Source organism: Arthrobacter sp. 2RAF6, assembly GCF_052115205.1.
Classification (GTDB): Bacteria; Actinomycetota; Actinomycetes; order Actinomycetales; family Micrococcaceae; genus Arthrobacter.
On record NZ_JBFRGF010000029.1, the window covers coordinates 31,110 to 49,972 of the forward strand.

Below are 18,863 nucleotides of genomic sequence, written 5' to 3' on the forward strand. Positions count from 1 at the left end.
GCCACTGCGCGGTCGAGCAGCGGCCTCCTACGCACCGCCCACCGCGCAGCGATCGCCGTTCAGAACACCCTTCCCGACCTCGACAGGATGCGGCCACCGCATGGGCAACCCCCCGTCTCGAGAGCTGCGGAGGACCGGCAGCATCGTCAACCTCCACCCCCAACGTGCGCCTGCCGGCCCAACCAGATGCGGGTGACGGCGGCGTGGGCGGGGTGCTGAGTGCATTCGCAGCAGTGCCAAGCCCGCAGCTTGTGGACGTGTTGGACTCACGCGAGTGGCGAACGATTCCCGTGATGACGAGCCTCCGCCAATTGCCGCGGTAATCGATCTGCTGGTCCGGCAGGGCTATGAGGTCACGTCAGTTGATGAGCTTGCCGAGACGGCAGGTATCAGCCGCAGTACCTTCTTCCGGAAGTACGGGTCCAAGGAGGGTATGGTATTCGCCGACCATGACCGCATTCTCAGCCGCCTCAGCGACTACCTCTCGCACAGCACCACGGAACCGCTGCTGGCCGTGGCCGATGTTGCGGCTATGGTTTTCGATCAGCATGTGAGTCACCGCATGACATCGCTGGCCAGGTATCAGCTTCTGCAGCGTGTGCCAGCCCTTCGGGACCGTGAGCTCGTCACTTCGCACCGTTACGAGCGAGCCTTGCGCCTGCATCTCCAAGAGAACCTTCCGGTGAGTGGGAGCAGGGATTACGGCGCTGTCGCCGTGGCGGCTGCAACGGTGGCTGTCCACAACGCGTTCCTTCGCCAGTGGCTGCGTTCCCGGACGCTAAACCAACCGCAGAGGTCAGGAGCAGGCTCACCGATGAGTTGAAGGCGCTAGCCGAGACCTTCCGCCGCGCGCTTTATGGATCTCCGTCCCAGGATCGACCGTCTGCGGTGATCGTCACCGTGCACGAGGCCGGTGCGAGCAAGCAGGCCATCCTCGAGGCGGTCACCCGCGCCCTCGCTTAGTTTGTGAAACTGAATCTCTTGACATGAGACTCAGTTCCACGTGATCATAACTATGGGCTCCGTCACTTTCGTTGTGTTCGGGAGCAATAACCGAGGCGATCCGAGGACCGAATTATGACGACGCAGTCAACGCCCGCGGAAAAGGATCCGGCTGACATGCCGGGCACTTTCCCGGCGGGAACGATCGAACCCGAATATGTGCTGAGCGGAGCGGTTGAAATCGATCCAGCAGGAGTCTTCAGCTCGATCAGCCCGGCGGAGCGGACCTTTCGGGACCGTGCCCGAACTTTCGCCACTGAGGAGATCTTGCCGGTAATCAGCGACTACTGGAACCGCAGCGACTATCCCCTGCATTTGATCAAGCGCCTGGGAGATCTGGACCTGCTCCGGGACGGGATTGACGTTGAGGGCTTCGAACCCATGAGTAAGATGGCCGCAGGGCTGGTGACGATGGAGCTCAGTCGAGGCGACGGATCGATCGGTACCGTGGTTGGAGTGCAGGGGGGTCTGGCCCTGCGATCTGTCGCATACTGTGGCTCGCCCGAGCAGAAGCACCGCTGGCTGCCAGCGCTGGCCCGAGGTGAGGAGTACGGAGCGTTCGCGCTGACCGAACCGACACACGGCTCGGATTCCGTGGGACTGGAAACCACCGCCACGCCCACCCGAGGCGGAATCATCCTCAACGGGGAGAAGAAGTGGATCGGCAACGGCTCGATCGGCGGCGTCACTGTAGTCTGGGCGCGCGCCGACGACGGTCAGGTGCACGGCTACCTGGTGCCGCAGGACTCCCCCGGATACTCCGCAACCACGATTGAGGGCAAACTGTCCTTGCGGGCTATCTGGCAGGCTCATATCCGGTTGGAGAACGTCTTCGTCCCGACCGAGAACGAACTTCCTCTGGCCCGCAGCTTCAAGGACACCTCTCGCGTGCTCCTGGCCTCCCGCCTCGGCGTTGCCTGGTCCGCCGTCGGGCACGCAACCGCCTGCTACGAAACGGCAGTGCAGTATGCGGCACAGCGAAAGCAGTTCGGCCGCCCCCTGGCCGCATCGCAGATCATCCAAGAACGATTGGCCCGGATGCAGAGCGAATTGGTGACGATGCAATTGATGGCTGCGCAGATGACGCGACTTGATGAAGCCGGCCAGCTCACACCCGCCCGAGCCTCCCTGGTCAAGTTCACCTGCACGCGCACCGCCCGCTCCATTGCCTCCAACGCCCGGGACCTGCTTGGCGGCAACGGCATCCTGTTGGAAAACCGCGTGGCCCGGCACCTGGCCGACATCGAGGCGATCCATACCTATGAAGGCACCGAGACAGTCCAGGCCCTGATCATCGGCCGCGACATCACTGGGATTTCTGCGTTCGCCTGAACGACGCGCACATTACTGGCACCGATGAAACAAGGTGCCCTCTACCAAATCTGTGATCTTCCACCCCCGAAAGGCAGCCAAACATGTCCTCAGACGCACACATTCCCGTCATCCTCGGCGGCGCCCGCACCCCGTTCGGACGGTTCCGCGGGGGGCTTGCCCCCCTCTCCGCGAGCGAGCTCGGTGCTCACGCCATCCGCGCCGCGCTGGAACGCACCGGCGTACGGGCCGAACAGATCGAAGCCGTCATTGTCGGCCAGGTGATCCAGGCCGGAGCTGGTCAGGGCCCCGCCCGACAGTCGAGCCTGGCTGCAGGGGTCGGCTGGGATGTACCCACCGTGACGGTGAACAAGCTCTGCCTCTCCGGTCTCACCGCCGTGATCGACGCCGCGCGTATGGTGCGGGCTGGGGAGGCCGATTTCATCGTTGCTGCCGGCCAGGAATCCATGACCAACGCCCCGCACCTGCTTAAGGGCCTGCGAGCGGGCGTCGCCATCGGAGACACGACCCTAGTGGACTCTCTGAACCACGACGGCCTCCAGGACCCCCTAAGCGGGGAACTGATGGGCACTGTCACCGATTCCGGAAACGTCAGCCGCGGCATCAGCCGCCGCGAACAGGACGAAGTTGCAGCCCGTTCTCACCAGCGCGCGGAGGCCGCCCGCGCAGCGGGCATTCTGGCCCAGGAAATCGCACCGATTGAAATCCCCCAGCGCAAAGGACCAGCTCTGGTACTCGACTCCGATGAGGGCATCCGACCGGAAACGACGGCGGAGTTGCTGTCCCAGCTCAAGCCCGCCTTCGCCTCCGGTGCAGAGGCGACCATTACCGCCGGTTCCTCCTCCCCCCTCTCCGACGGCGCTGCCGCGCTGGTCATCGCCAGCAAGGCGGCGGCCGAAGCGGCCGGCCTGGAGTGGATCGCCGAGATCGGCGCGCACGGACAGACGGCCGGGCCTGACGGCTCGCTACATTCCCAACCCGCACGGGCCATCGAACAGGCCCTCAAACGTGAAGGACTGGACGCCGAGGACCTCGATCTGATCGAGATCAACGAAGCCTTCGCCTCGGTGGTCATCCAGTCCGCCAGGGATCTTGGCGTCGACACGGACCGTGTCAACACCGACGGCGGCGCCATCGCGCTGGGGCATCCCGTTAGCGCATCGGGCGCCCGACTTGTCCTTCACCAGGCGCTGGCACTTGTGCGGCGCGGCGGTGGCGCGGGCGTCGTCGCCCTCTGCGGCGGTGGCGGACAGGGCGACGCCCTGATCCTCAAGGCATAGCCGACCGCATTTCCTACGTCCAATCAAAAAGGATCAGCCATAATGACCAACACCCCCCAGAACGACGGGTTAGGCAGCATCTCCGTCGCGGCCATTCTCGCCGAGTCGGCAGCCCGTTTCCCGGACTCCACTGCCCTCGTCGTCGGAGACGACGAGATCACCTACGGCCAGATGTGGGACCAGACCCGAGGCTATGCCGGGGCCCTGCGCGACCGAGGCGTAGGCCCCGGGGACCCCGTCGCCATCCTCATCCCCAACGGGGCCGATTTCGCTCGCGTCTACTACGCCGTCTTGGCCCTTGGAGGCGTCGTGGTCCCCGTCCACGCACTGCTGAAGGCAGGCGAGATCGAGTACGTGCTGCGCGACAGCGGCGCAAAACTGCTGATCTGCGCTGCGCAGCTGTTGTCGGAGGGTGCCGCGGCCGCATTGGCGGCTGGTATCGACATTCTGAGCGTTCTGGCACCCGAGAGTGCTGCCGGCCCCGCCCGGCTGGAAGCAGAAGCAGCCGCCGCGTCCGCGATCCGAAGCTACGTCCCGCGCAGGCCCCAGGACACCGCGACCATCATGTACACTTCCGGGACCACCGGAAAACCCAAAGGTGCCTTGGGCACCCATTTCGCGCTCGTGGAACAGGTCAACGTTTTGCTGACCGGGACTCTCGACCTCCGCCGGGGCGATATGGTCTTCGGCGGCCTGCCGCTCTTCCACACCTTCGGCCAGACGTGCGTGCTCAATGCGGGCTTTCGCGCGGGCGCCACCTTGGTGATGTGTCCGCGGTTCACCGGGGACGCCGCCCTGCAACTGCTGCACAAACACAAGATCAACGTGTTCTTCGGCGTGCCCACCATGTACGTGGCACTGCTCGAAGCCGCCAAGGCCGCTCCACTGCGGCCTGAAGGTCTGCGCTACGGCATCTCCGGCGGCTCGGCGCTGCCGCTGGCCGTGTTGGAGAAATTCCGCGAGGCCTTCGGAGTGGAAGTTTACGAGGGCTACGGCCTGACTGAAACCTCCCCCGTGACCGCCTTCAACCATGTGGGCACAACACCGAGACCGGGTACTGTCGGAACCCCCGTATGGGGCGTGGACGTCGAGATCGCCAGCCCCGAGATCGCCGACTCTATCAACTTCCTTCCCCGTGGCGAGCTCGGAGAGCTGGTGGTTCGCGGACACAATCTGTTCAAGGGCTACCTGAACCGACCAGAGGCCACAGCCGAGGCGGTGGTGGAGGGATGGTTCCGCACGGGAGACCTCGGAATCAAGGACGAGGACGGATACCTGCACATCCTGGATCGCAAGAAGGACATGATCATCCGCAACGGCTACAACATCTATCCGCGCGAAGTCGAAGAAGTCCTGAACCAGCACCCGCAGGTCCTCAGCGTTGCCGTCTTCGGCATTCCCCATGAGGTGCACGGCCAGGAAATAGCCGCCGCTATCGTTGCGATCCCGGGCAGCGCCGTCACCGCCGAGGAACTGGTCGCCTACGCCAAGGACCGGCTAGCTGCCTACAAGTACCCGCGCATCATCGAACTGATGACAGAGCTGCCGCAGGGGCCCAGCGGCAAGATCCTCAAGCGGAAACTCGCCGCCCACTACGCCGAAGACCTGAACTCCCCAGCATCGGCTCCGGAAAGGGCGACGAAATGAGCTACACCGATTGCGAGACGCTGGCCCACCGCAGCCCTCAGGACGGTTCAGAATGCAGACGTCAAGCTCGAGGACGTCTGGCTCGATGAATCCTTCAGGCTCCAGCATGCGAATTCGTTCGCCGACACCGCCCGGGTCCTGAGCCAGTCGCGTCTGGAAGTCGCCTTCTCTGCAACCGGAAACGCCATGGGGGGCGTATGAGAAGGCCCGCTCGTGCCCCTGCACCGTCGACAAGTTCGGCAGACCAATCGCAGAATTCCAGCTCGTCCAGGACCTGCCGGTGTGAGCACGCGGAAACGTTATATCGGCCCTGCCTTCGCCGTGTCCGTTGCGCGGATGCACGACGAGAGCAGGCAGAAGTCGGAGCATTCATCGATGGCGAAGCTAGTGGTCCTTGGCCAGTGTCGAGAGGCCGCTGTTCTGTGCCGCGAAGTGGTTGGCGGGAATGGGATCGTGGTCGAGCACGTGGTGATGCGCCATTTCATGGATGCTGAAGCTCAATACTCCTTCGAGGGGACCCGCGAGATCAATGCCTTGATTGTCGGGCGCCGATCACGGGTAAGCCGGCGTTCGCGTGATGAACAAGCCACCGACCCGTGACGATTCGATCGCAGTCGAGAGAACGAACTTCAATTTCCCAGTGAAGATTGACCTGTCATACGGGGTGGCTGTACCGGCCTTCCGGCCCTGGACTTCGGCCCGCCACCTCTTAATTCCTCCCCCACATCAACCCACCCAAGACGAAAGAAGTTGTGTCATGAACAGTACGGACAAGTCACACGAGACCACTCCTGGCCTGTCACTGGACAAGTCGAGCGCATTTGTCACCGCTGCCGGACTCCATATCGTCGAGGCGCGAGGAGACAGGGTATCGGGTTGGATCGACCTCGGATCTGACCACCACACTCCTTGGGGAATTGTGCACGGCGGAGTGTACTTGACAGCAGTGGAGTCTGCCGCAAGCATCGGTGCGAGTGCCGCGGTCGCGGACCGGGGTCTCATCGCGGTCGGTGTTCACAACGCAACCGACTTCATCAGGGGCGCCAAGGAGGGTCGCGCCGAGGTTGTCGCACTGCCGATTCAGCAGGGCAATGTCCAGCAGTTGTGGGAGGTCACGATCTCGCGGGCGGCCGATGGTCAAGTGCTCGCGCAGGGCCGTCTCAGATTGCAGAATGTTGAGCCGAGGGCATAACGCCTTGATGCGCGGCCCGCTACGACACTAAACCCGATTTAGAGACCCTCGCATCAACTGCAATTGAGGAGCCCCGTGCATTTGTCGCCTCTACGTCTCGGTGTTGAAGGCGGAGATCTCTTTGACGCAGATGCTCAACAGTCCGGTGTCGGGGCGAATGCTCTTAGAGAAGGTGATCCCCGGGAAACCTTGTTTCGGCCACTCGGACCAGGTGGGCTTGGTCTTCGGCCGCCGGCTGATGAGGGCAGGGCCCCGTCCACCCCCGGGCCGGTTCAGGACCAGGGTGATCACCGACGGGCTCGCCCCGAGCCTGCACGTCGGATATAAGCAATGCCACGATCAAGCAGTACCACAAGGAAGGGGGGCCCTGCGGACCGAGACAATAATCAACGACAGCCACGATTTCCGAATCGGCAAACGACTGGCAAACATGCCCGCACTGCGGGAGATCGGCTTGACTGCCAACAGGCGCCTGCTACGCGTCCAAAGAATCAGCCACGACCCGATCACCGGAACCCAGGCACTACGGCCATCACCGACCCAGTCATCACCGCCGCTGGGGCCGGATCCCTGGACTGCGCCTCGGGCAACAACGAAGCCACGCACTCTTGTCCGCGTTGCCAGTGTTCAAGCTGCAACCGGACGGGTCCATCAAGCGGGATCTGCCCGCGCTCACCGCACGGCTAGGTGGAACGCACCCCGGCACCGTTACCGTCGGGCAGACGACCCATGATCTGCGCCGGCTTCGTCACCACGGCCTCCCCGAACGCATCCCACACTCCCACCGCTACCGGGTCACTCACACCGGCCTTTCCACCGCCATGTTCATCAGCGCCGTTCACGACCGGCTGCCCTCACCGGCCTGGCCGACCTGGAAACCCCGGCACCAACGAGGCTTCGAGCCGCCACGCGCTCCTTCCAAGCCGCGATGGACAACCTCACCCACATCATGGGACTGGCCGCTCAGCCCCGAATCTGACCCAGCCACCAAAAACGCGTCCCAAAAATCAGGGGTTCGCCGACTTAGCCTTCTAGTCGCCGTGCGGACCATGCGTATTGAAGTCAATAGTCAGGCGGCCGGCTCGTCGAGGTGTTCGCGGCCTCGATGCCGGCGAGGAACTGCGCGCTGTCCCGGTGCTCCAGAAAGGCCGTAACGATCTCGTGAGTGTCCGGGTCTATCCGGGTCAGCTCCGCCGCGAATGCCTCGAGGTAGGCCGTCCTGTCGATGCGGGAGGCCACCTTGCCGGAGGTCGCGGCGTACTGTGCTGCAGCTCCGAGCAGGTAATTCATCAGGGCCACTCCTGCGTCCGAGCTGCCAGTGCCGGTAACTTCCATGCGGCTCCAGCAGGGGATCCCAGCCCTTTACAGATGCGCAAGACCTGCCGGCTGCATGGGTTCTCTCCCTAGTTGCGTTCTGGCGAGGTAGGCCGTCAGGGTCCGGACGGCCAGGGCGCCCTCCTACGACGAGTCGAGCAGCTCGACGGTCGCTGGAAGGGGAGCAGGGCGGCTGCGTCGTCGCAAGATCGCTTGCACGCCATGCTTCGACAGCTATAGTCCATAGAGTGAGTGTTCAGATACCCCGATCGACGTCCGACCGAATCGACGGTCGTGCTCTGCGTCACCAGCATCGGCGTCCAGAGATCGTGGCCGCCCTCGCCGAGTACATTCTCGAATTTGGTTTGGCGGAATTTTCTCTTCGGCCTGCTGCGGTCGCGGTTGGGGTGACCCACGCGACTCTTTTGCGTCACTTTGAGAGCAAAGAGGCTCTAATCCATGAGGTCGTCGACAAGATCAGGGCCGACATCGTCAGGACCACCGTCGGAGCGGGTGTGCCGCTGGCTTCCGGAGTAACAAAACTCGAGGACTTCGTTTTTGACGTTTGGAAGCGACTGACTTGCGGGTCGAATGTGCATCAGTTTCCTCTGTTATACGAGCTTGTGGCTGATCTGCATTACAGGGGCGTCGACCGTAACCAAATTCGCGGCTCCCTGTCTCAGGATCTAACGGTGCCGATCGTGCAAACTTTCATGAGGCATTTTGGTCTCAGTGCGGATGAGGCTGACATTGTCACGACACTTGTAGTGGCGCAGTATCGGGGAGCGGCGGTCGAGCTCATTTTGACGAGAGACGAGGCCCGCGCGGATCGCGCGATGCGCCGCTTTGCAAAGGCGGTTGCAGTGGATGTGCGCAGCCGCGGCGGAAGCACAACAGTCTGACTTCGTTCGTTGAGGCAAGGGTTCGGAGGGCTGCACGTTTCCGGCGTGTTAAGAACGCGTGAAATGTGACTACCAATCGGTACGCGTACCGATTGGTAGTGTTACTTTTGGAACTGACGAGCCAGGCAGACGGCCCGCCCATGTCGCAGAACGAATGGATCTCATCGTGCCCGAATACCCCCACCGCAGCATGCTCGAATTTGGACTCTTCACCGGAGCCGAGCAGCATGAGAATTTCAGCCGCATTAGCGAGCTCGTACCGAACACGGTAATGAGCGCGGCAACGCAGCCACGGCCCTGGCCGCAAGGCGAGGACGCCGAGCTTCCCACGAGCTACGACTTCGAGGGAGTCAAACGCTCGACCACGCAATTCCTTGCCGACACTGACACTGCTGCACTCTTGGTGTTGCAGGACGGCGCGATTCGCTTCGAGAAGTACTGGCTCACGGGCGGGGTAGATGTTCCGTGGTTGTCAATGTCGGTCGCTAAGAGCTTTGTTTCGGCCCTGGTCGGTATTGCGCTCGAGGAAAAGCTCTTTTCCTCCATCGACGAGTCCATCAGTGCCTACGTGCCGGTGGAACCCGGATCCGCGTACGACGGAGTTTCGATCAGGGATGTCCTGCACATGTCGTCGGGTGCACGATGGAACGAGGATTACAGTGACACTGACTCGGATATCTTCAAACTGTCCGGGGCTCTCGTCGGTGAAGGAAACGGACTTGACGGGTTCATCGCGAGGATGACGCGTGAGAGCGAACCCGAGACGGTCTGCCGTTATAACTCCGGCGAAACTCAAGTACTTGGCGCGTTTATTGCTCGGGTCACAGGCCGCAGTCTGTCGGAATACATGCGTGAAAAGCTCATCGAGCCGCTCGGTTTCGAGGCCGACGGGACTTGGATCACCGACTCCCTCGGCACCGAGATGTCATTCGCCGGACTCAACCTCATCTCGCGAGACTACGCCCGTCTCGGCGAGCTTTACCGCAATGGCGGCAACTGGTTCGGCGAGCAGGTAGTCCCAGAATCGTGGGTGAAGGACTCCGTCACAGTCGACTCACCCATCCGGGAGGCGGGCGCCGCGATCGTTGGTACTCATCCAATCGGCCTCGGTTACGGCTATCAGTGGTGGGTTCCCAATATCCGCGAGGGTGAATTCGCCGCTATCGGCGTCTATAACCAGCTGATCTACGTACTTCCCGAGGCGCGAGCGGTAATTGTGAAGTTGTCGGCGAATCGGAAGTATGGTACGTCGCCTGACGAGGCAACGAACCAGGACGTCGAGAACGTGGCGTGCCTACGAGCGATTGCTGAGTCGCTTTAGTCCGTGGCTCTCCCGCGTTCGACAGGAAATCCCGTACTCAACGCGCCGATTGCAACCAGCGGCGGCCACTGCGCCACCGACTCGCACCAGGGGCACCACGGGTGAGAATCCGACGCGCCAGCGCTGTCATCGCCGCTAGCCTCCGATCTGCCGCCGGAGCGATTCGCCTCATCGCTGCCGCAACAGCGCCTACCGATATGGCTCTCATCATGGTGCTACTCGCCCTGGTCTGCGGAGTGTGAACGTTTGGCCTTCTGGGCAACGACAGCGTGCGTAGTTTGATATCTGTTGCAGGAGGATGTGGCCTGATGTAAACGCGGGCCGATGTCCGGGCCTGGCGGGACTCCTCTTGGTCGTGGGAATCGTTTTCGCGTACTTCCCGCTGATGGCGGGTGAACTTGACGCCGCGGGCCCGGCCGTCTTCGGCCCGGTCAGCATCACCCTTCTGGCGGTAGTCGTCACCGCCCCGGTTGTCGGACTCATCCAGGCAGCGGCGCTGCGCCGCAAACCCCGTGCCGGGCAAGACCTGGATGAGCAGCCGTTCCTCGACGAGGCCGTTACCCCCTGAAGCTTGTCTCCTGCAAGACTCCATCCTTCACGAATCCCCACCCGACGCACTCATACAGTGCACTAAGGAACTTCCCCCATGAACCTCCCCTCCACTGATGCCGCCACAGGCACCGCCGGAATGCTGACCCTGCAGCCCGCCGGACCGTTGGCCAACCTCACAGCTTCAGAGTTCGTACAGATCCGCGAGATCATCTCGGCCGGACCCACCTTCACACTCACCACCCGTTTTGCGTATGTAGGGCTGGAGGAGCCGCATAAGCGGGAAGTTCTTGCTTTCCAAAAGGGCGGCGGTCCGCGTCCTGAGCGTCTTGCCCGGGTGATGCTGCTGGATATGGCTACCGGTGCTGCCACGGACAATATCGTCTCCCTCGATCAGGCCCGCGTGCTCCGGTCTGTTGACATCGACCCTGGCGAGGGCCAGGTCCCGATCCTGCTGGAGGAGTTCGACGCCATCGCCGGGATCTGTGCCGAAGATCCTCGCTGGGTTCAGGCCCTGGCCGACCGCGGGACGGTTCCGGAGAAGGTCATGTGCATTCCGCTGTCGGCAGGGTCCTACGGGTTTGAGGAGGAAGTCGGCCGGCGCATCGTTCGCGTTCTGGCGTTCCGTCAGGACTACCCCAAAGACCACCCCTGGGCGCACCCTTTGGAGGGCCTGTGCGCATACGTTGACGCCACAGACCGCAAGATCACGCGACTTATCGACACAGGGGCGGTGCCCATCGCGGCCGAGTCCGGCAACTTTGATGACCCCAAGGTGCAAGGTGAACCGTTGACGTCTTTGAAGCCGATCGAAATCACCCAGCCAGAAGGTCCGAGCTTCAGTGTTGACGGGGAGTCGGTGAGCTGGGCGAACTGGAAGTTCGACATCGGCTTTGATGCCCGGGAAGGACTTATTCTGCGCAACCTTTCCTTCACCGACGACGGGAAGGAAAGGCCTGTCATTTACCGCGCCTCAATCGCTGAGATGGTCGTGCCCTACGGTGATCCTTCCCCGATCCGGTTCTGGCAGAACTACTTCGACCTCGGCGAATACCTGTTCGGGCGGTTCACCAATTCACTTGAGCTGGGCTGCGACTGCGTAGGCGAGATTAAGTACTTCGACGCGGTCCTCGCGGACGAGGCCGGCACCCCATACACCATCAAAAACGGGATCTGCATGCACGAAGAGGACTTCGGGACACTCTGGAAGCACTCCGACATGTTCACCGGATCCAATGAGGTCCGCCGTTCCCGACGCCTGGTCATCAGCAGCTTCACCACTGTGGGCAACTACGATTACGGCTTTTACTGGTACCTCTACCTGGATGGCACCATCGAGCTTGAGGCCAAGCTCACCGGCGTCCTTTTCACGTCCGGCTACACGGCGGCCGGCGCTCCCTATAACTCCGAGGTGGCACCCGGGTTGGGTGCCCCGTATCATCAGCACCTGTTCAGCGCACGCCTCGACATGATGGTCGATGGGGTCACCAACGCAGTGGATGAAGTGGACGCCGTGCGTCTTCCCTACAGCGACACCAACGACCGCGGAGAAGCTTTCACCAAATCAGTCACGCGCCTGGCCACCGAACAAACAGCATCGCGGGAAGCCAAGGGCTCCGTAGGCCGGGCTTGGCACATCGTTAACACCGAGAAGACAAACCGTCTGGGCCAGCCCACCGGATACGTCCTTTACCCGGATGACAAGCCCACCCTGATGGCCGACCCGGACTCCTCGCTCGCAGCGCGGGCAGCCTTTGCCACCAAACACCTGTGGGTCACCCAATACGACCCGGCCGAACGCTACGCTTCCGGGGATTTCGTCCACCAAAGCCCCGGAGGAGGCGGACTCCCGGCCTTCACCGCCCAGGACCGGTCCGTGGACGGCGAAGACATCGTCCTCTGGCACACCTTCGGACCCACGCACTTCCCCCGCCCCGAAGACTGGCCAGTCATGCCCACCGACTACGCCAAATTCACCCTGAAACCCTACGGCTTTTTCGGCAAGAACCCGGCCCTGAACGTCCCACCCAACAAAGCAGCCACAGGACACTGCACAACCCCGGCCGCCGCTGACACCCATGGGTGCCACGACTAACCATGGTCGAAGCCCTGCACCTTGGGACCGTCGGCCTGGCCGCGGTCGGTGCCTGCTGCACCGCCGCGGCCAAGTCCCGCGGAAAGACCCTGAACATGATCACCGCGCTGATCATGCTCCTCGCGATGGCAGACAGTGCCCTGCACGTAAGCCCGATCCCCGGAGCCGGTTGGGCGGCGATAATGCTGGTCGCGGCCCTGGGCAGCGCTTTCGCGTCGCGGCGCGGACAGGGCGGGTCGCCTGCCCGCGCCGGTTCCCGGTTCGCCGAAGACGCTGTGAGCCGCAACCGGATGGGCATGCACCGGAATATTGGGCTCATCCTGACAGCGGCCTTACTCATCATCATGGACACCCATCCGATGGCGTCCGGACGTATGCCGGACAGTAGTCATTTCGCGCACGACGGTCATGCGACCGACGCGCTGGTCATGGTGCTCAGCGCAGGCGCGGCGCTCTATGCGGCGGCGAGCGGGTGGATGGCACTACGTTGCCATGGATCACCGCGCAGCAACCGCATCGAAGCCGCAGCGATGGGACTCTCCGTGGTGATCATGTCCCTGACAGGAATTGGATGACATCTCGCGAAGACTTGGTAAGCCGTCGACCAATTAGCTGCCTCGTTCGACGATCCTGACGGGGGCGTGTCAGCTTATCCTTGATCCACCCCCCTTTGCCTGTCAGCTCCTCAGCATGTCCCTTGCGTCGGAAAGGCACCGTCCCAAGCGGTCGAGTTTGGTCACCACAGAACATGACAGATCCTTGTGACCAGTCCGACGACAGAACGTCCATTATCGACGTTTGAAGCGCCGTATGAGTAGCGGCGCGGTTCGGTGTTCCGGTCGCCGACCATCGACCCCGAGGCCAACGTCAGGAACGACCGGAGACCAAGCCCTCCCGGGAAGGGTGCCCGGAAGATATGTCAAAGCTGTGGATCCATATGGTTATCAGAACCCGGGCCAGCCTCCGGCATACAGACTTCCTGGGACGACGATTCCCACCTCGTTCACAAAGACAGTCGCAACGCAGTCTTTTCTGCTTCGAAGGCGGCGACTTCTTCGAGAATGATCGGCGCGGCGGTGGTGGCTGCATGGATGCCAATAACGCTAGCGATTTCCATGACTTCGAGTATTTCCTCGATCGTAGCGCCGTAACGGAGCGCGTTCTCCATGTGCAGCTTGGTTCCCCGCTCGTAAAGGTGCGTGGCGGCAATGTCGAAGGCGATATAGATCAATTCCTTGACCTTGGGCTCGAGCGGACCGTGTTTCCAGGATGCCGAGGAGAATTCGGTGTAGCCCTCTAAGTATTCAGGGTCAAGCTCCAAGGTGTCGTCCCAGATCTTGTTCCAGTAGCCGCGGTTCGCGGTGAACTCCTTCTTAACCCGCTCCTGGTACTCGGTGAGCGGTTCTTTTGCCTGACGCGCTCCGGCTTCATCAAGGACCTCACACAGAATAGGAACTCCCACGTTCATGGCGTGCACGCCCAGAGTGCTGGCCAGTTCCACTACCTCCATAATTTCCGCGGACGTGGCACCGGAGCGAAGGGCGGCCCGAACATGTTGCCGAACACCAGGGAGATACATGTGGGTTGCCGCACTGTCTACGGCGATATAAATGAACTCCTTGACCTTGTCTTCCAAGTGATTCTTTTTCCACGGGACGGATGCCATGGAAAGGTAGCCGGACAGGAACTCGGGGCTGAGAATCAGGATCGATTCCCACGCCTCTCCCCAGGTCCCGCGGACGCTGATGAATTCTTGCTTGATTTCTTGTTGGCGGGCTGTCAGTTCCATTGATGTCCTTTTCTGCGTGTATGTCGGGCCGGCGGGGATGAGTAACCCTATCTTTGGCTGACTATGGATCCTTGCGAAGTTGCAGCCACCCATCGGGCAATTTCCGTGTGGTCGGCGTTGTCCGGGAGGTTTGCTGCCGCCTCTTCCCAAAGCTGGATGGCGGCGTGGCTGAGCCTCGACTCGGAATGGACCCGGTCAGCGAGGTCAACTGCAATCTTCATGTCCTTGAGCATCAGTTTCAGGGCGAAGCCCGAGTTGAATGTGCCGGAAAGAATGAAGTTGGGCCACTTGTTCTCGGTCGAGCCGCTTTTTCCGCTGGAGTCATTGACAATTTGCAATAGAAGCGAAGGGTCCACGCCGAAGCTTTGCCCGGCGAGGATGGCCTCGCTGCTAACAAGCAGATGAGCGGCGGACATGAGATTGTTCAGTGCTTTGGCCGCGTGACCTGCACCCACCATGCCGGCGCGCTTGACGGTTCCGAAGCAGTTCAGAATAGCGGAGGCATCGAGGAGGTCCTCGTCGTCTCCCCCTGCCATGACGGTCAACGTGCCGTTTTGGGCACCCCTCACGCCCCCCGATACAGGAGCATCAATGAAACGGATGCCTCTTTGGCGAAGTTGATGTTCCAAGGACTGGCTGCGGAACGGATCGCTGGAGCCCATGTCGATGACCAGACTGTTGCTGGTCAGGCTGTCGTTCACTTCCGGGCTCATGATGACAGCTTCGACGACATCGGAGTTGGGCAGCATCAGGATGACGGTGGATGCACCGGCAACTGCTTCCGCTGGCGACGCACAACTGGTGCCGCCTGCTTCGGCCAGTCGCGTTCGTGCCTCCTCGGCGAGATCGAAACCGCGGACCTTGTGTCCTGCCGCCAGGAGTCGTTTTACCATTGGCATTCCCATGTTGCCGAGGCCAAAGAATGCGGTTGTAGTCATGACGTCTCGCTCAATTTCATTTCAGTGAGAACCTTTTCCGCCACCCGAAATGACTCCAAGGCGGCGGGGACGCCGACGTAGATGGCTGTCTGCATAAGAACTTCCTGAATTTCCCGTTGCGAGAGGCCGTTGTTGATGGCGCCGCGAACATGAACTTCGAGTTCGTGTGACCGGTTCAGAGCCGTGAGCATCGCAAGGTTGATCATGCTGCGGCTACGCCGGTCAAGACCATCGCGGTTCCATATGGCGCCCCAGCAGTACTCTGTGACGAGTTCCTGAATGGGGCGGCTGAACTCGGAAACCTGCCCGAGGGATCGCTCCACGTGGCTGGCGCCGAGGACCTCTTTGCGGGTGGTCAGTCCCTCTTCGTACCTGGTGCTGTGGGTGCCGATGTTTTCCATTGTTATTCCTTCCGGAGCTCTGCGGTCTTGGTGTAGTCGGATTCCCCGACCGGCTCGGCCCAATGGGTCACTCCGAGGGAAATCGCGGTGTGCGTCATGAATGAGTCTGGTGCGGCCCCATGCCAGTGGCGCTCCCCCGGCGGGCACCAAACGGTGTCACCGGCGTTGAGGACGCGCGGGTTGTTTTCGCCTGATGCTTGGATGAGGCCGCGGCCGGCGATTATCTGGAGTATCTGACCGTCTTCGTGGTGGTGCCAGTACGTCCTTGCGCCGGGCGTGAAGTTCACCGTATTGATGGTGACGCCGTCCGTGGATGCCATCGTCAGGTAGGGGAAGACGGTACCGCTGAACTGTGAACCTTTCTTGTCGGCTGTGCCGTCCTGTACAGGTCCGTTGATGATCCTCATTGCTGCTCCTTCGTTTCGGGCAGCTTTTTGAGGCCGACGGATGCCTGCTCAAAAAGCCGCACACCGCCGGAGGCATCGCCGATGGCATCAACTACTCTGTTGCTGATCTGCTCGGAGTAACCAAGGGCATTGGCCAGACCGAAACTCGCAAGTGGTCCCGCAGAATTGGGGCTAACCACTCCGAGTTCCGCGGCAAGTTCGACGTAGGCCAACACGTCTTTCATCATGAGGGTATTGGTGAGGCCACCTTTGAGATAATCTCCTTTGATGATTTTCGGGAACCGGTTCAGCGACGCGAAACTTACGCCCGAGCTGTTGTTAATGACATCCAGAAGCACATCAAGGTTTAGTCCGGCCTTCTTGCCAGCGACCATGACTTCAGCCGTTGCAGAGAGCGTGGTGGCGTTCAGGAAGTTGTTCAGGAGCTTGGTGGTATGCCCGGCCCCTGACTCGCCGGTATAAAAGATTTTGCTTGAAAAGAGTTCGAGAACCGGGCGCGCACGAGCAAGCGTGGTTTCCTCGCCTCCAACCATCAGAACCAGCTGGCCTTTTTCTGCGGCAGCCGCTCCTCCGGAGATCCCGGCGTCCAGGTAACTCGCACCGGCGGCAGACACCTTACCGCCTAGCATGCGGGTCGACGCAGGGGTGGAGGTGCTCAGGTCGACGACAATTTGCCCGTGCCGCAGGTTCTCCAAAACGCCGCTTTCACCCAGCATGACGTCCTCCACAACGGAGCTCCTGGGCAAGGACAGCAGGACGATGTCCGAGCTGTTCGCCACATCCGCTACGTTCGCGGCAGGGGTAGCACCGGCGGCGGAGATGTTTGCCGGGACGGTATCGAATCCCAACACTTCTCTTCCAGCGCGGGTAATACAAGTGGCCATGCGGCCGCCCATGTTGCCCAGGCCGATAAACCCTATCCGGAGTCCAGTCATCGTTCCATCCCTAAGAAGTTGTTGCCGTAAATCGCCTCGTCAACGCTGGTGGTGTCCCAGGCCCCGGCTCCGCCGCTGGGGCGTACAGTGTTCACAATGGATGCGCCGCCGTCAGCGGCAATCAGCTGCCCGGTGACGTAAGCGGAGTCTTCGCTCAGTAGGAAGGCCACTACGGTTGCTATTTCATCGACAGTGCCTGCCCGCCTCATAGGGGTGGTGCTGGCACGCTGCTCCATATCGTTCTTGCCGCCACTGGTGCTTGCGGCGGCGGCAAAGAGTTCGGTCGGGACGATTCCAGGTGCTACTGCATTGACGCGGACGCCCAGCGGCCCCCCGTAGACGGAGCCGCCATGAACCAACCCCACCACTGCATGTTTTGAGGTGTGGTAGGCCAACAGGTCGGCGGCTCCTGTGAGGCTGGCTATGGATGCCGTGATGGCGATGTTGCCGCCACTGCGCTGCGCCTTGAACTGGCGGAAAGCGGCCCTCATGCCCAGGAACTGTCCGCGCACGTTGACGTTCATGACCCGGTCGAAATCTTCCACCTCGACGTTCGGCAGGGCAGCGAATTTTCCGAAGATCCCCGCGTTGAGATGGTGCAGGTCCACCCGTCCGAAGGCGTCCAGGGCCTCCTGGATGTAGTTATTGACATCAGTCTCGTCAGCAACATCTGCGGCTACGGCGATGGAGCGGGTAGGCAGCGATCGTGCAACGGCGGCGGCGGCTTCTGCCTTGATATCCACGGCGACTACATGTGCGCCCTCCATGGCGAGACGCCTGGCGGAGGCTTCGCCCAGACCGCCGGCCGCGCCGGTAACAATGGCGACCTTTCCGGCAAATCGAGGGAGGGTCATGACTTTTCTTCCTTTCTGCCGATGGTTGCTGCCAGTCCGGCCAGCGGTCCGGCTGTGACGGGTGTAAACCGCTCCAGGGTGGACGGATCGTGGCCCGTCACGAGGTGCTTCGCGCTCGTGGCCATCAGCTGCCTGATCGTGTCGAAGCCGGCGTACACTTCCCTAACGTCATTGACGAACATGAACGGAAGGTCCTGATCGTATTCTTCGTAGTAGTGGATGGCGTCTGAGGCGAGCACGACCTGGCCCTCACTGGTGTCCACGGTGACGATCGACTGGCCGGGCGTATGTCCCCCTACCCGGAACATCCGGATGCCGGGGGCGATGATGTGCTCGTGGTCGAAGGTCTTGATTCTTCCCTCGCCCGCCGCCCGCTTCAGGTAGTCAAGCTCCTCTCCTTCTACCGAATGCCGGAACTGCTTACGGGCGGCGAAGCTGCTGAGCCAAAAATCCAGCTCAGCGCCGGCCATAATGATGTTGGACTCGGGGAACAAATCCAGGTTTCCGATGTGGTCATAGTGACCGTGAGTGACCAGGACCTGCGGTGCTTCGGCGGGATCCACCCCAAGGGCGGCGAATGCCGCGGCCGGCTCTATGAGGAAAGTGCGGTTCCGCACCTCCCCGCCGTGTTTGGAGAAGCCAGTATCGACGACAACGGTACGTTGTGCGTTGCGGATTACCCAGAAAAAGTAATCCATCTCTATGGGCTCGTCATCCATCTTGTAGATGTGGAAGTTCAGGTAAACGTCGCTCTTCATCGTGGACCGCGTACCGAACTTCACAATGCTGACTTGATACCTATCACTGCTACTCATGCTCGCTCTCCCTGCTTGCGGTCCAGTCATTTGAGGTCCGGCGGGTCCCGATTGGGAGAACGAAAACTTCGTACAGATCGTCGTTACTGT

General features: G+C 61.6%; 21 protein-coding genes. 12 read left to right on the top strand and 9 right to left on the bottom strand.

Going from position 1 to position 18,863, the window contains the following annotated elements; all coding sequences use genetic code 11:
• Positions 1 to 274: 274 nt before the first annotated feature.
• The 7 genes from AB4Z38_RS18305 to AB4Z38_RS18335 all read left to right on the top strand — a co-directional run bounded on the left by AB4Z38_RS18305 (position 275) and on the right by AB4Z38_RS18335 (position 6,453).
• Positions 275 to 823 (top strand): TetR/AcrR family transcriptional regulator, encoded by a 549-nt coding sequence (locus AB4Z38_RS18305; protein ID WP_441431020.1) that lies wholly within the window; start codon positions 275 to 277, stop codon positions 821 to 823.
• Positions 820 to 963, top strand: coding sequence for a hypothetical protein (locus AB4Z38_RS18310; RefSeq protein WP_441431021.1), 144 nt, complete (start codon positions 820 to 822; stop codon positions 961 to 963). The genes AB4Z38_RS18305 and AB4Z38_RS18310 overlap by 4 nt, the downstream gene beginning before the upstream one ends.
• A 114-nt stretch (positions 964 to 1,077) precedes the next feature.
• The gene (locus tag AB4Z38_RS18315) at positions 1,078 to 2,334 is read left to right on the top strand and encodes an acyl-CoA dehydrogenase family protein (protein WP_441431022.1); all 1,257 of its coding nucleotides are present in this window, start codon (positions 1,078 to 1,080) and stop codon (positions 2,332 to 2,334) included.
• 83 nt (positions 2,335 to 2,417) lie between these two features.
• On the top strand, positions 2,418 to 3,614 hold the full coding sequence (locus AB4Z38_RS18320) for an acetyl-CoA C-acetyltransferase (protein WP_441431023.1): 1,197 nt from the start codon (positions 2,418 to 2,420) through the stop codon (positions 3,612 to 3,614).
• Positions 3,615 to 3,656: 42 nt separating this feature from the next.
• The gene (locus AB4Z38_RS18325) at positions 3,657 to 5,261 is read left to right on the top strand and encodes a long-chain-fatty-acid--CoA ligase (protein ID WP_441431024.1); all 1,605 of its coding nucleotides are present in this window, start codon (positions 3,657 to 3,659) and stop codon (positions 5,259 to 5,261) included.
• Between the two features lie 375 nt (positions 5,262 to 5,636).
• A complete protein-coding gene (locus AB4Z38_RS18330; protein WP_441431054.1) occupies positions 5,637 to 5,861 on the top strand; it encodes an acyl-CoA dehydrogenase family protein in 225 nt (74 codons plus the stop codon).
• Positions 5,862 to 6,018: 157 nt separating this feature from the next.
• Positions 6,019 to 6,453, top strand: coding sequence for a PaaI family thioesterase (locus AB4Z38_RS18335; protein ID WP_441431025.1), 435 nt, complete (start codon positions 6,019 to 6,021; stop codon positions 6,451 to 6,453).
• 683 nt (positions 6,454 to 7,136) lie between these two features.
• Here the strand turns inward: AB4Z38_RS18335 and AB4Z38_RS18340 are convergent.
• Both AB4Z38_RS18340 and AB4Z38_RS18345 read right to left on the bottom strand, forming a co-directional pair.
• Positions 7,137 to 7,295, bottom strand: a complete 159-nt coding sequence (locus AB4Z38_RS18340; RefSeq protein WP_441431026.1) for a hypothetical protein — start codon at positions 7,293 to 7,295, stop codon at positions 7,137 to 7,139.
• A 220-nt stretch (positions 7,296 to 7,515) separates the two neighbouring features.
• Positions 7,516 to 7,788 carry a hypothetical protein gene (locus AB4Z38_RS18345; RefSeq protein WP_441431027.1) on the bottom strand — a complete coding sequence of 91 codons (273 nt, stop codon included), beginning with the start codon at positions 7,786 to 7,788 and terminating at the stop codon, positions 7,516 to 7,518.
• Positions 7,789 to 8,096: 308 nt separating this feature from the next.
• On the opposite strand from AB4Z38_RS18345, the gene AB4Z38_RS18350 reads away from it, so the two are divergent.
• The 5 genes from AB4Z38_RS18350 (at position 8,097) to AB4Z38_RS18370 (ending at position 13,209) form a co-directional block, all read left to right on the top strand.
• Positions 8,097 to 8,669: a TetR/AcrR family transcriptional regulator gene (locus AB4Z38_RS18350; RefSeq protein WP_441431028.1), complete on the top strand. Its 573-nt coding sequence runs from the start codon at positions 8,097 to 8,099 to the stop codon at positions 8,667 to 8,669.
• Positions 8,670 to 8,835: 166 nt separating this feature from the next.
• A complete protein-coding gene (locus AB4Z38_RS18355; protein ID WP_441431029.1) occupies positions 8,836 to 9,990 on the top strand; it encodes a serine hydrolase domain-containing protein in 1,155 nt (384 codons plus the stop codon).
• A gap of 298 nt (positions 9,991 to 10,288) precedes the next feature.
• Positions 10,289 to 10,558, top strand: a complete 270-nt coding sequence (locus tag AB4Z38_RS18360) for a hypothetical protein (RefSeq protein ID WP_441431030.1) — start codon at positions 10,289 to 10,291, stop codon at positions 10,556 to 10,558.
• A 78-nt stretch (positions 10,559 to 10,636) separates the two neighbouring features.
• Complete coding sequence (locus AB4Z38_RS18365) at positions 10,637 to 12,634, top strand: primary-amine oxidase (RefSeq protein WP_441431031.1); 1,998 nt, start codon at positions 10,637 to 10,639, stop codon at positions 12,632 to 12,634.
• Complete coding sequence (locus AB4Z38_RS18370) at positions 12,622 to 13,209, top strand: hypothetical protein (protein WP_441431032.1); 588 nt, start codon at positions 12,622 to 12,624, stop codon at positions 13,207 to 13,209. The genes AB4Z38_RS18365 and AB4Z38_RS18370 overlap by 13 nt, the downstream gene beginning before the upstream one ends.
• A gap of 428 nt (positions 13,210 to 13,637) precedes the next feature.
• Here the strand turns inward: AB4Z38_RS18370 and AB4Z38_RS18375 are convergent, their stop codons facing one another.
• From AB4Z38_RS18375 to AB4Z38_RS18405, 7 genes are read right to left on the bottom strand one after another with little or no spacing between them, the layout of a single operon-like run.
• Complete coding sequence (locus AB4Z38_RS18375; protein ID WP_441431033.1) at positions 13,638 to 14,423, bottom strand: carboxymuconolactone decarboxylase family protein; 786 nt, start codon at positions 14,421 to 14,423, stop codon at positions 13,638 to 13,640.
• A 47-nt stretch (positions 14,424 to 14,470) separates the two neighbouring features.
• Positions 14,471 to 15,361, bottom strand: coding sequence for an NAD(P)-dependent oxidoreductase (locus tag AB4Z38_RS18380; RefSeq protein ID WP_441431034.1), 891 nt, complete (start codon positions 15,359 to 15,361; stop codon positions 14,471 to 14,473).
• Positions 15,358 to 15,762 carry a 4-carboxymuconolactone decarboxylase gene (gene pcaC / locus AB4Z38_RS18385; RefSeq protein WP_441431035.1) on the bottom strand — a complete coding sequence of 135 codons (405 nt, stop codon included), beginning with the start codon at positions 15,760 to 15,762 and terminating at the stop codon, positions 15,358 to 15,360. The genes AB4Z38_RS18380 and pcaC overlap by 4 nt, the downstream gene beginning before the upstream one ends.
• 2 nt (positions 15,763 to 15,764) lie before the next feature.
• Positions 15,765 to 16,169, bottom strand: coding sequence for a cupin domain-containing protein (locus AB4Z38_RS18390; RefSeq protein ID WP_441431036.1), 405 nt, complete (start codon positions 16,167 to 16,169; stop codon positions 15,765 to 15,767).
• On the bottom strand, positions 16,166 to 17,104 hold the full coding sequence (locus tag AB4Z38_RS18395) for an NAD(P)-dependent oxidoreductase (protein ID WP_441431037.1): 939 nt from the start codon (positions 17,102 to 17,104) through the stop codon (positions 16,166 to 16,168). The genes AB4Z38_RS18390 and AB4Z38_RS18395 overlap by 4 nt, the downstream gene beginning before the upstream one ends.
• Positions 17,101 to 17,958: an SDR family NAD(P)-dependent oxidoreductase gene (locus AB4Z38_RS18400; protein ID WP_441431038.1), complete on the bottom strand. Its 858-nt coding sequence runs from the start codon at positions 17,956 to 17,958 to the stop codon at positions 17,101 to 17,103. The genes AB4Z38_RS18395 and AB4Z38_RS18400 overlap by 4 nt, the downstream gene beginning before the upstream one ends.
• Positions 17,955 to 18,773 (bottom strand): N-acyl homoserine lactonase family protein, encoded by an 819-nt coding sequence (locus AB4Z38_RS18405; protein ID WP_441431039.1) that lies wholly within the window; start codon positions 18,771 to 18,773, stop codon positions 17,955 to 17,957. The genes AB4Z38_RS18400 and AB4Z38_RS18405 overlap by 4 nt, the downstream gene beginning before the upstream one ends.
• Positions 18,774 to 18,863: the final 90 nt, after the last annotated feature.

What these genes read in the sequence shown, in the direction of transcription:
- AB4Z38_RS18315 (WP_441431022.1), top strand. Translation starts at nt 1,078, where the DNA reads ATGACGACGCAGTCAACGCCCGCGGAAAAGGATCCGGCTGACATGCCG.
- AB4Z38_RS18390 (WP_441431036.1), bottom strand. Translation starts at nt 16,169, where the DNA reads ATGAGGATCATCAACGGACCTGTACAGGACGGCACAGCCGACAAGAAA.
- AB4Z38_RS18345 (WP_441431027.1), bottom strand. Translation starts at nt 7,788, where the DNA reads ATGGAAGTTACCGGCACTGGCAGCTCGGACGCAGGAGTGGCCCTGATG.
- AB4Z38_RS18330 (WP_441431054.1), top strand. Translation starts at nt 5,637, where the DNA reads ATGGCGAAGCTAGTGGTCCTTGGCCAGTGTCGAGAGGCCGCTGTTCTG.
- AB4Z38_RS18365 (WP_441431031.1), top strand. Translation starts at nt 10,637, where the DNA reads ATGAACCTCCCCTCCACTGATGCCGCCACAGGCACCGCCGGAATGCTG.
- AB4Z38_RS18405 (WP_441431039.1), bottom strand. Translation starts at nt 18,773, where the DNA reads ATGAGTAGCAGTGATAGGTATCAAGTCAGCATTGTGAAGTTCGGTACG.
- pcaC (WP_441431035.1), bottom strand. Translation starts at nt 15,762, where the DNA reads ATGGAAAACATCGGCACCCACAGCACCAGGTACGAAGAGGGACTGACC.
- AB4Z38_RS18400 (WP_441431038.1), bottom strand. Translation starts at nt 17,958, where the DNA reads ATGACCCTCCCTCGATTTGCCGGAAAGGTCGCCATTGTTACCGGCGCG.
- AB4Z38_RS18325 (WP_441431024.1), top strand. Translation starts at nt 3,657, where the DNA reads ATGACCAACACCCCCCAGAACGACGGGTTAGGCAGCATCTCCGTCGCG.
- AB4Z38_RS18375 (WP_441431033.1), bottom strand. Translation starts at nt 14,423, where the DNA reads ATGGAACTGACAGCCCGCCAACAAGAAATCAAGCAAGAATTCATCAGC.
- AB4Z38_RS18395 (WP_441431037.1), bottom strand. Translation starts at nt 17,104, where the DNA reads ATGACTGGACTCCGGATAGGGTTTATCGGCCTGGGCAACATGGGCGGC.
- AB4Z38_RS18360 (WP_441431030.1), top strand. Translation starts at nt 10,289, where the DNA reads ATGTGGCCTGATGTAAACGCGGGCCGATGTCCGGGCCTGGCGGGACTC.
- AB4Z38_RS18320 (WP_441431023.1), top strand. Translation starts at nt 2,418, where the DNA reads ATGTCCTCAGACGCACACATTCCCGTCATCCTCGGCGGCGCCCGCACC.
- AB4Z38_RS18380 (WP_441431034.1), bottom strand. Translation starts at nt 15,361, where the DNA reads ATGACTACAACCGCATTCTTTGGCCTCGGCAACATGGGAATGCCAATG.
- AB4Z38_RS18335 (WP_441431025.1), top strand. Translation starts at nt 6,019, where the DNA reads ATGAACAGTACGGACAAGTCACACGAGACCACTCCTGGCCTGTCACTG.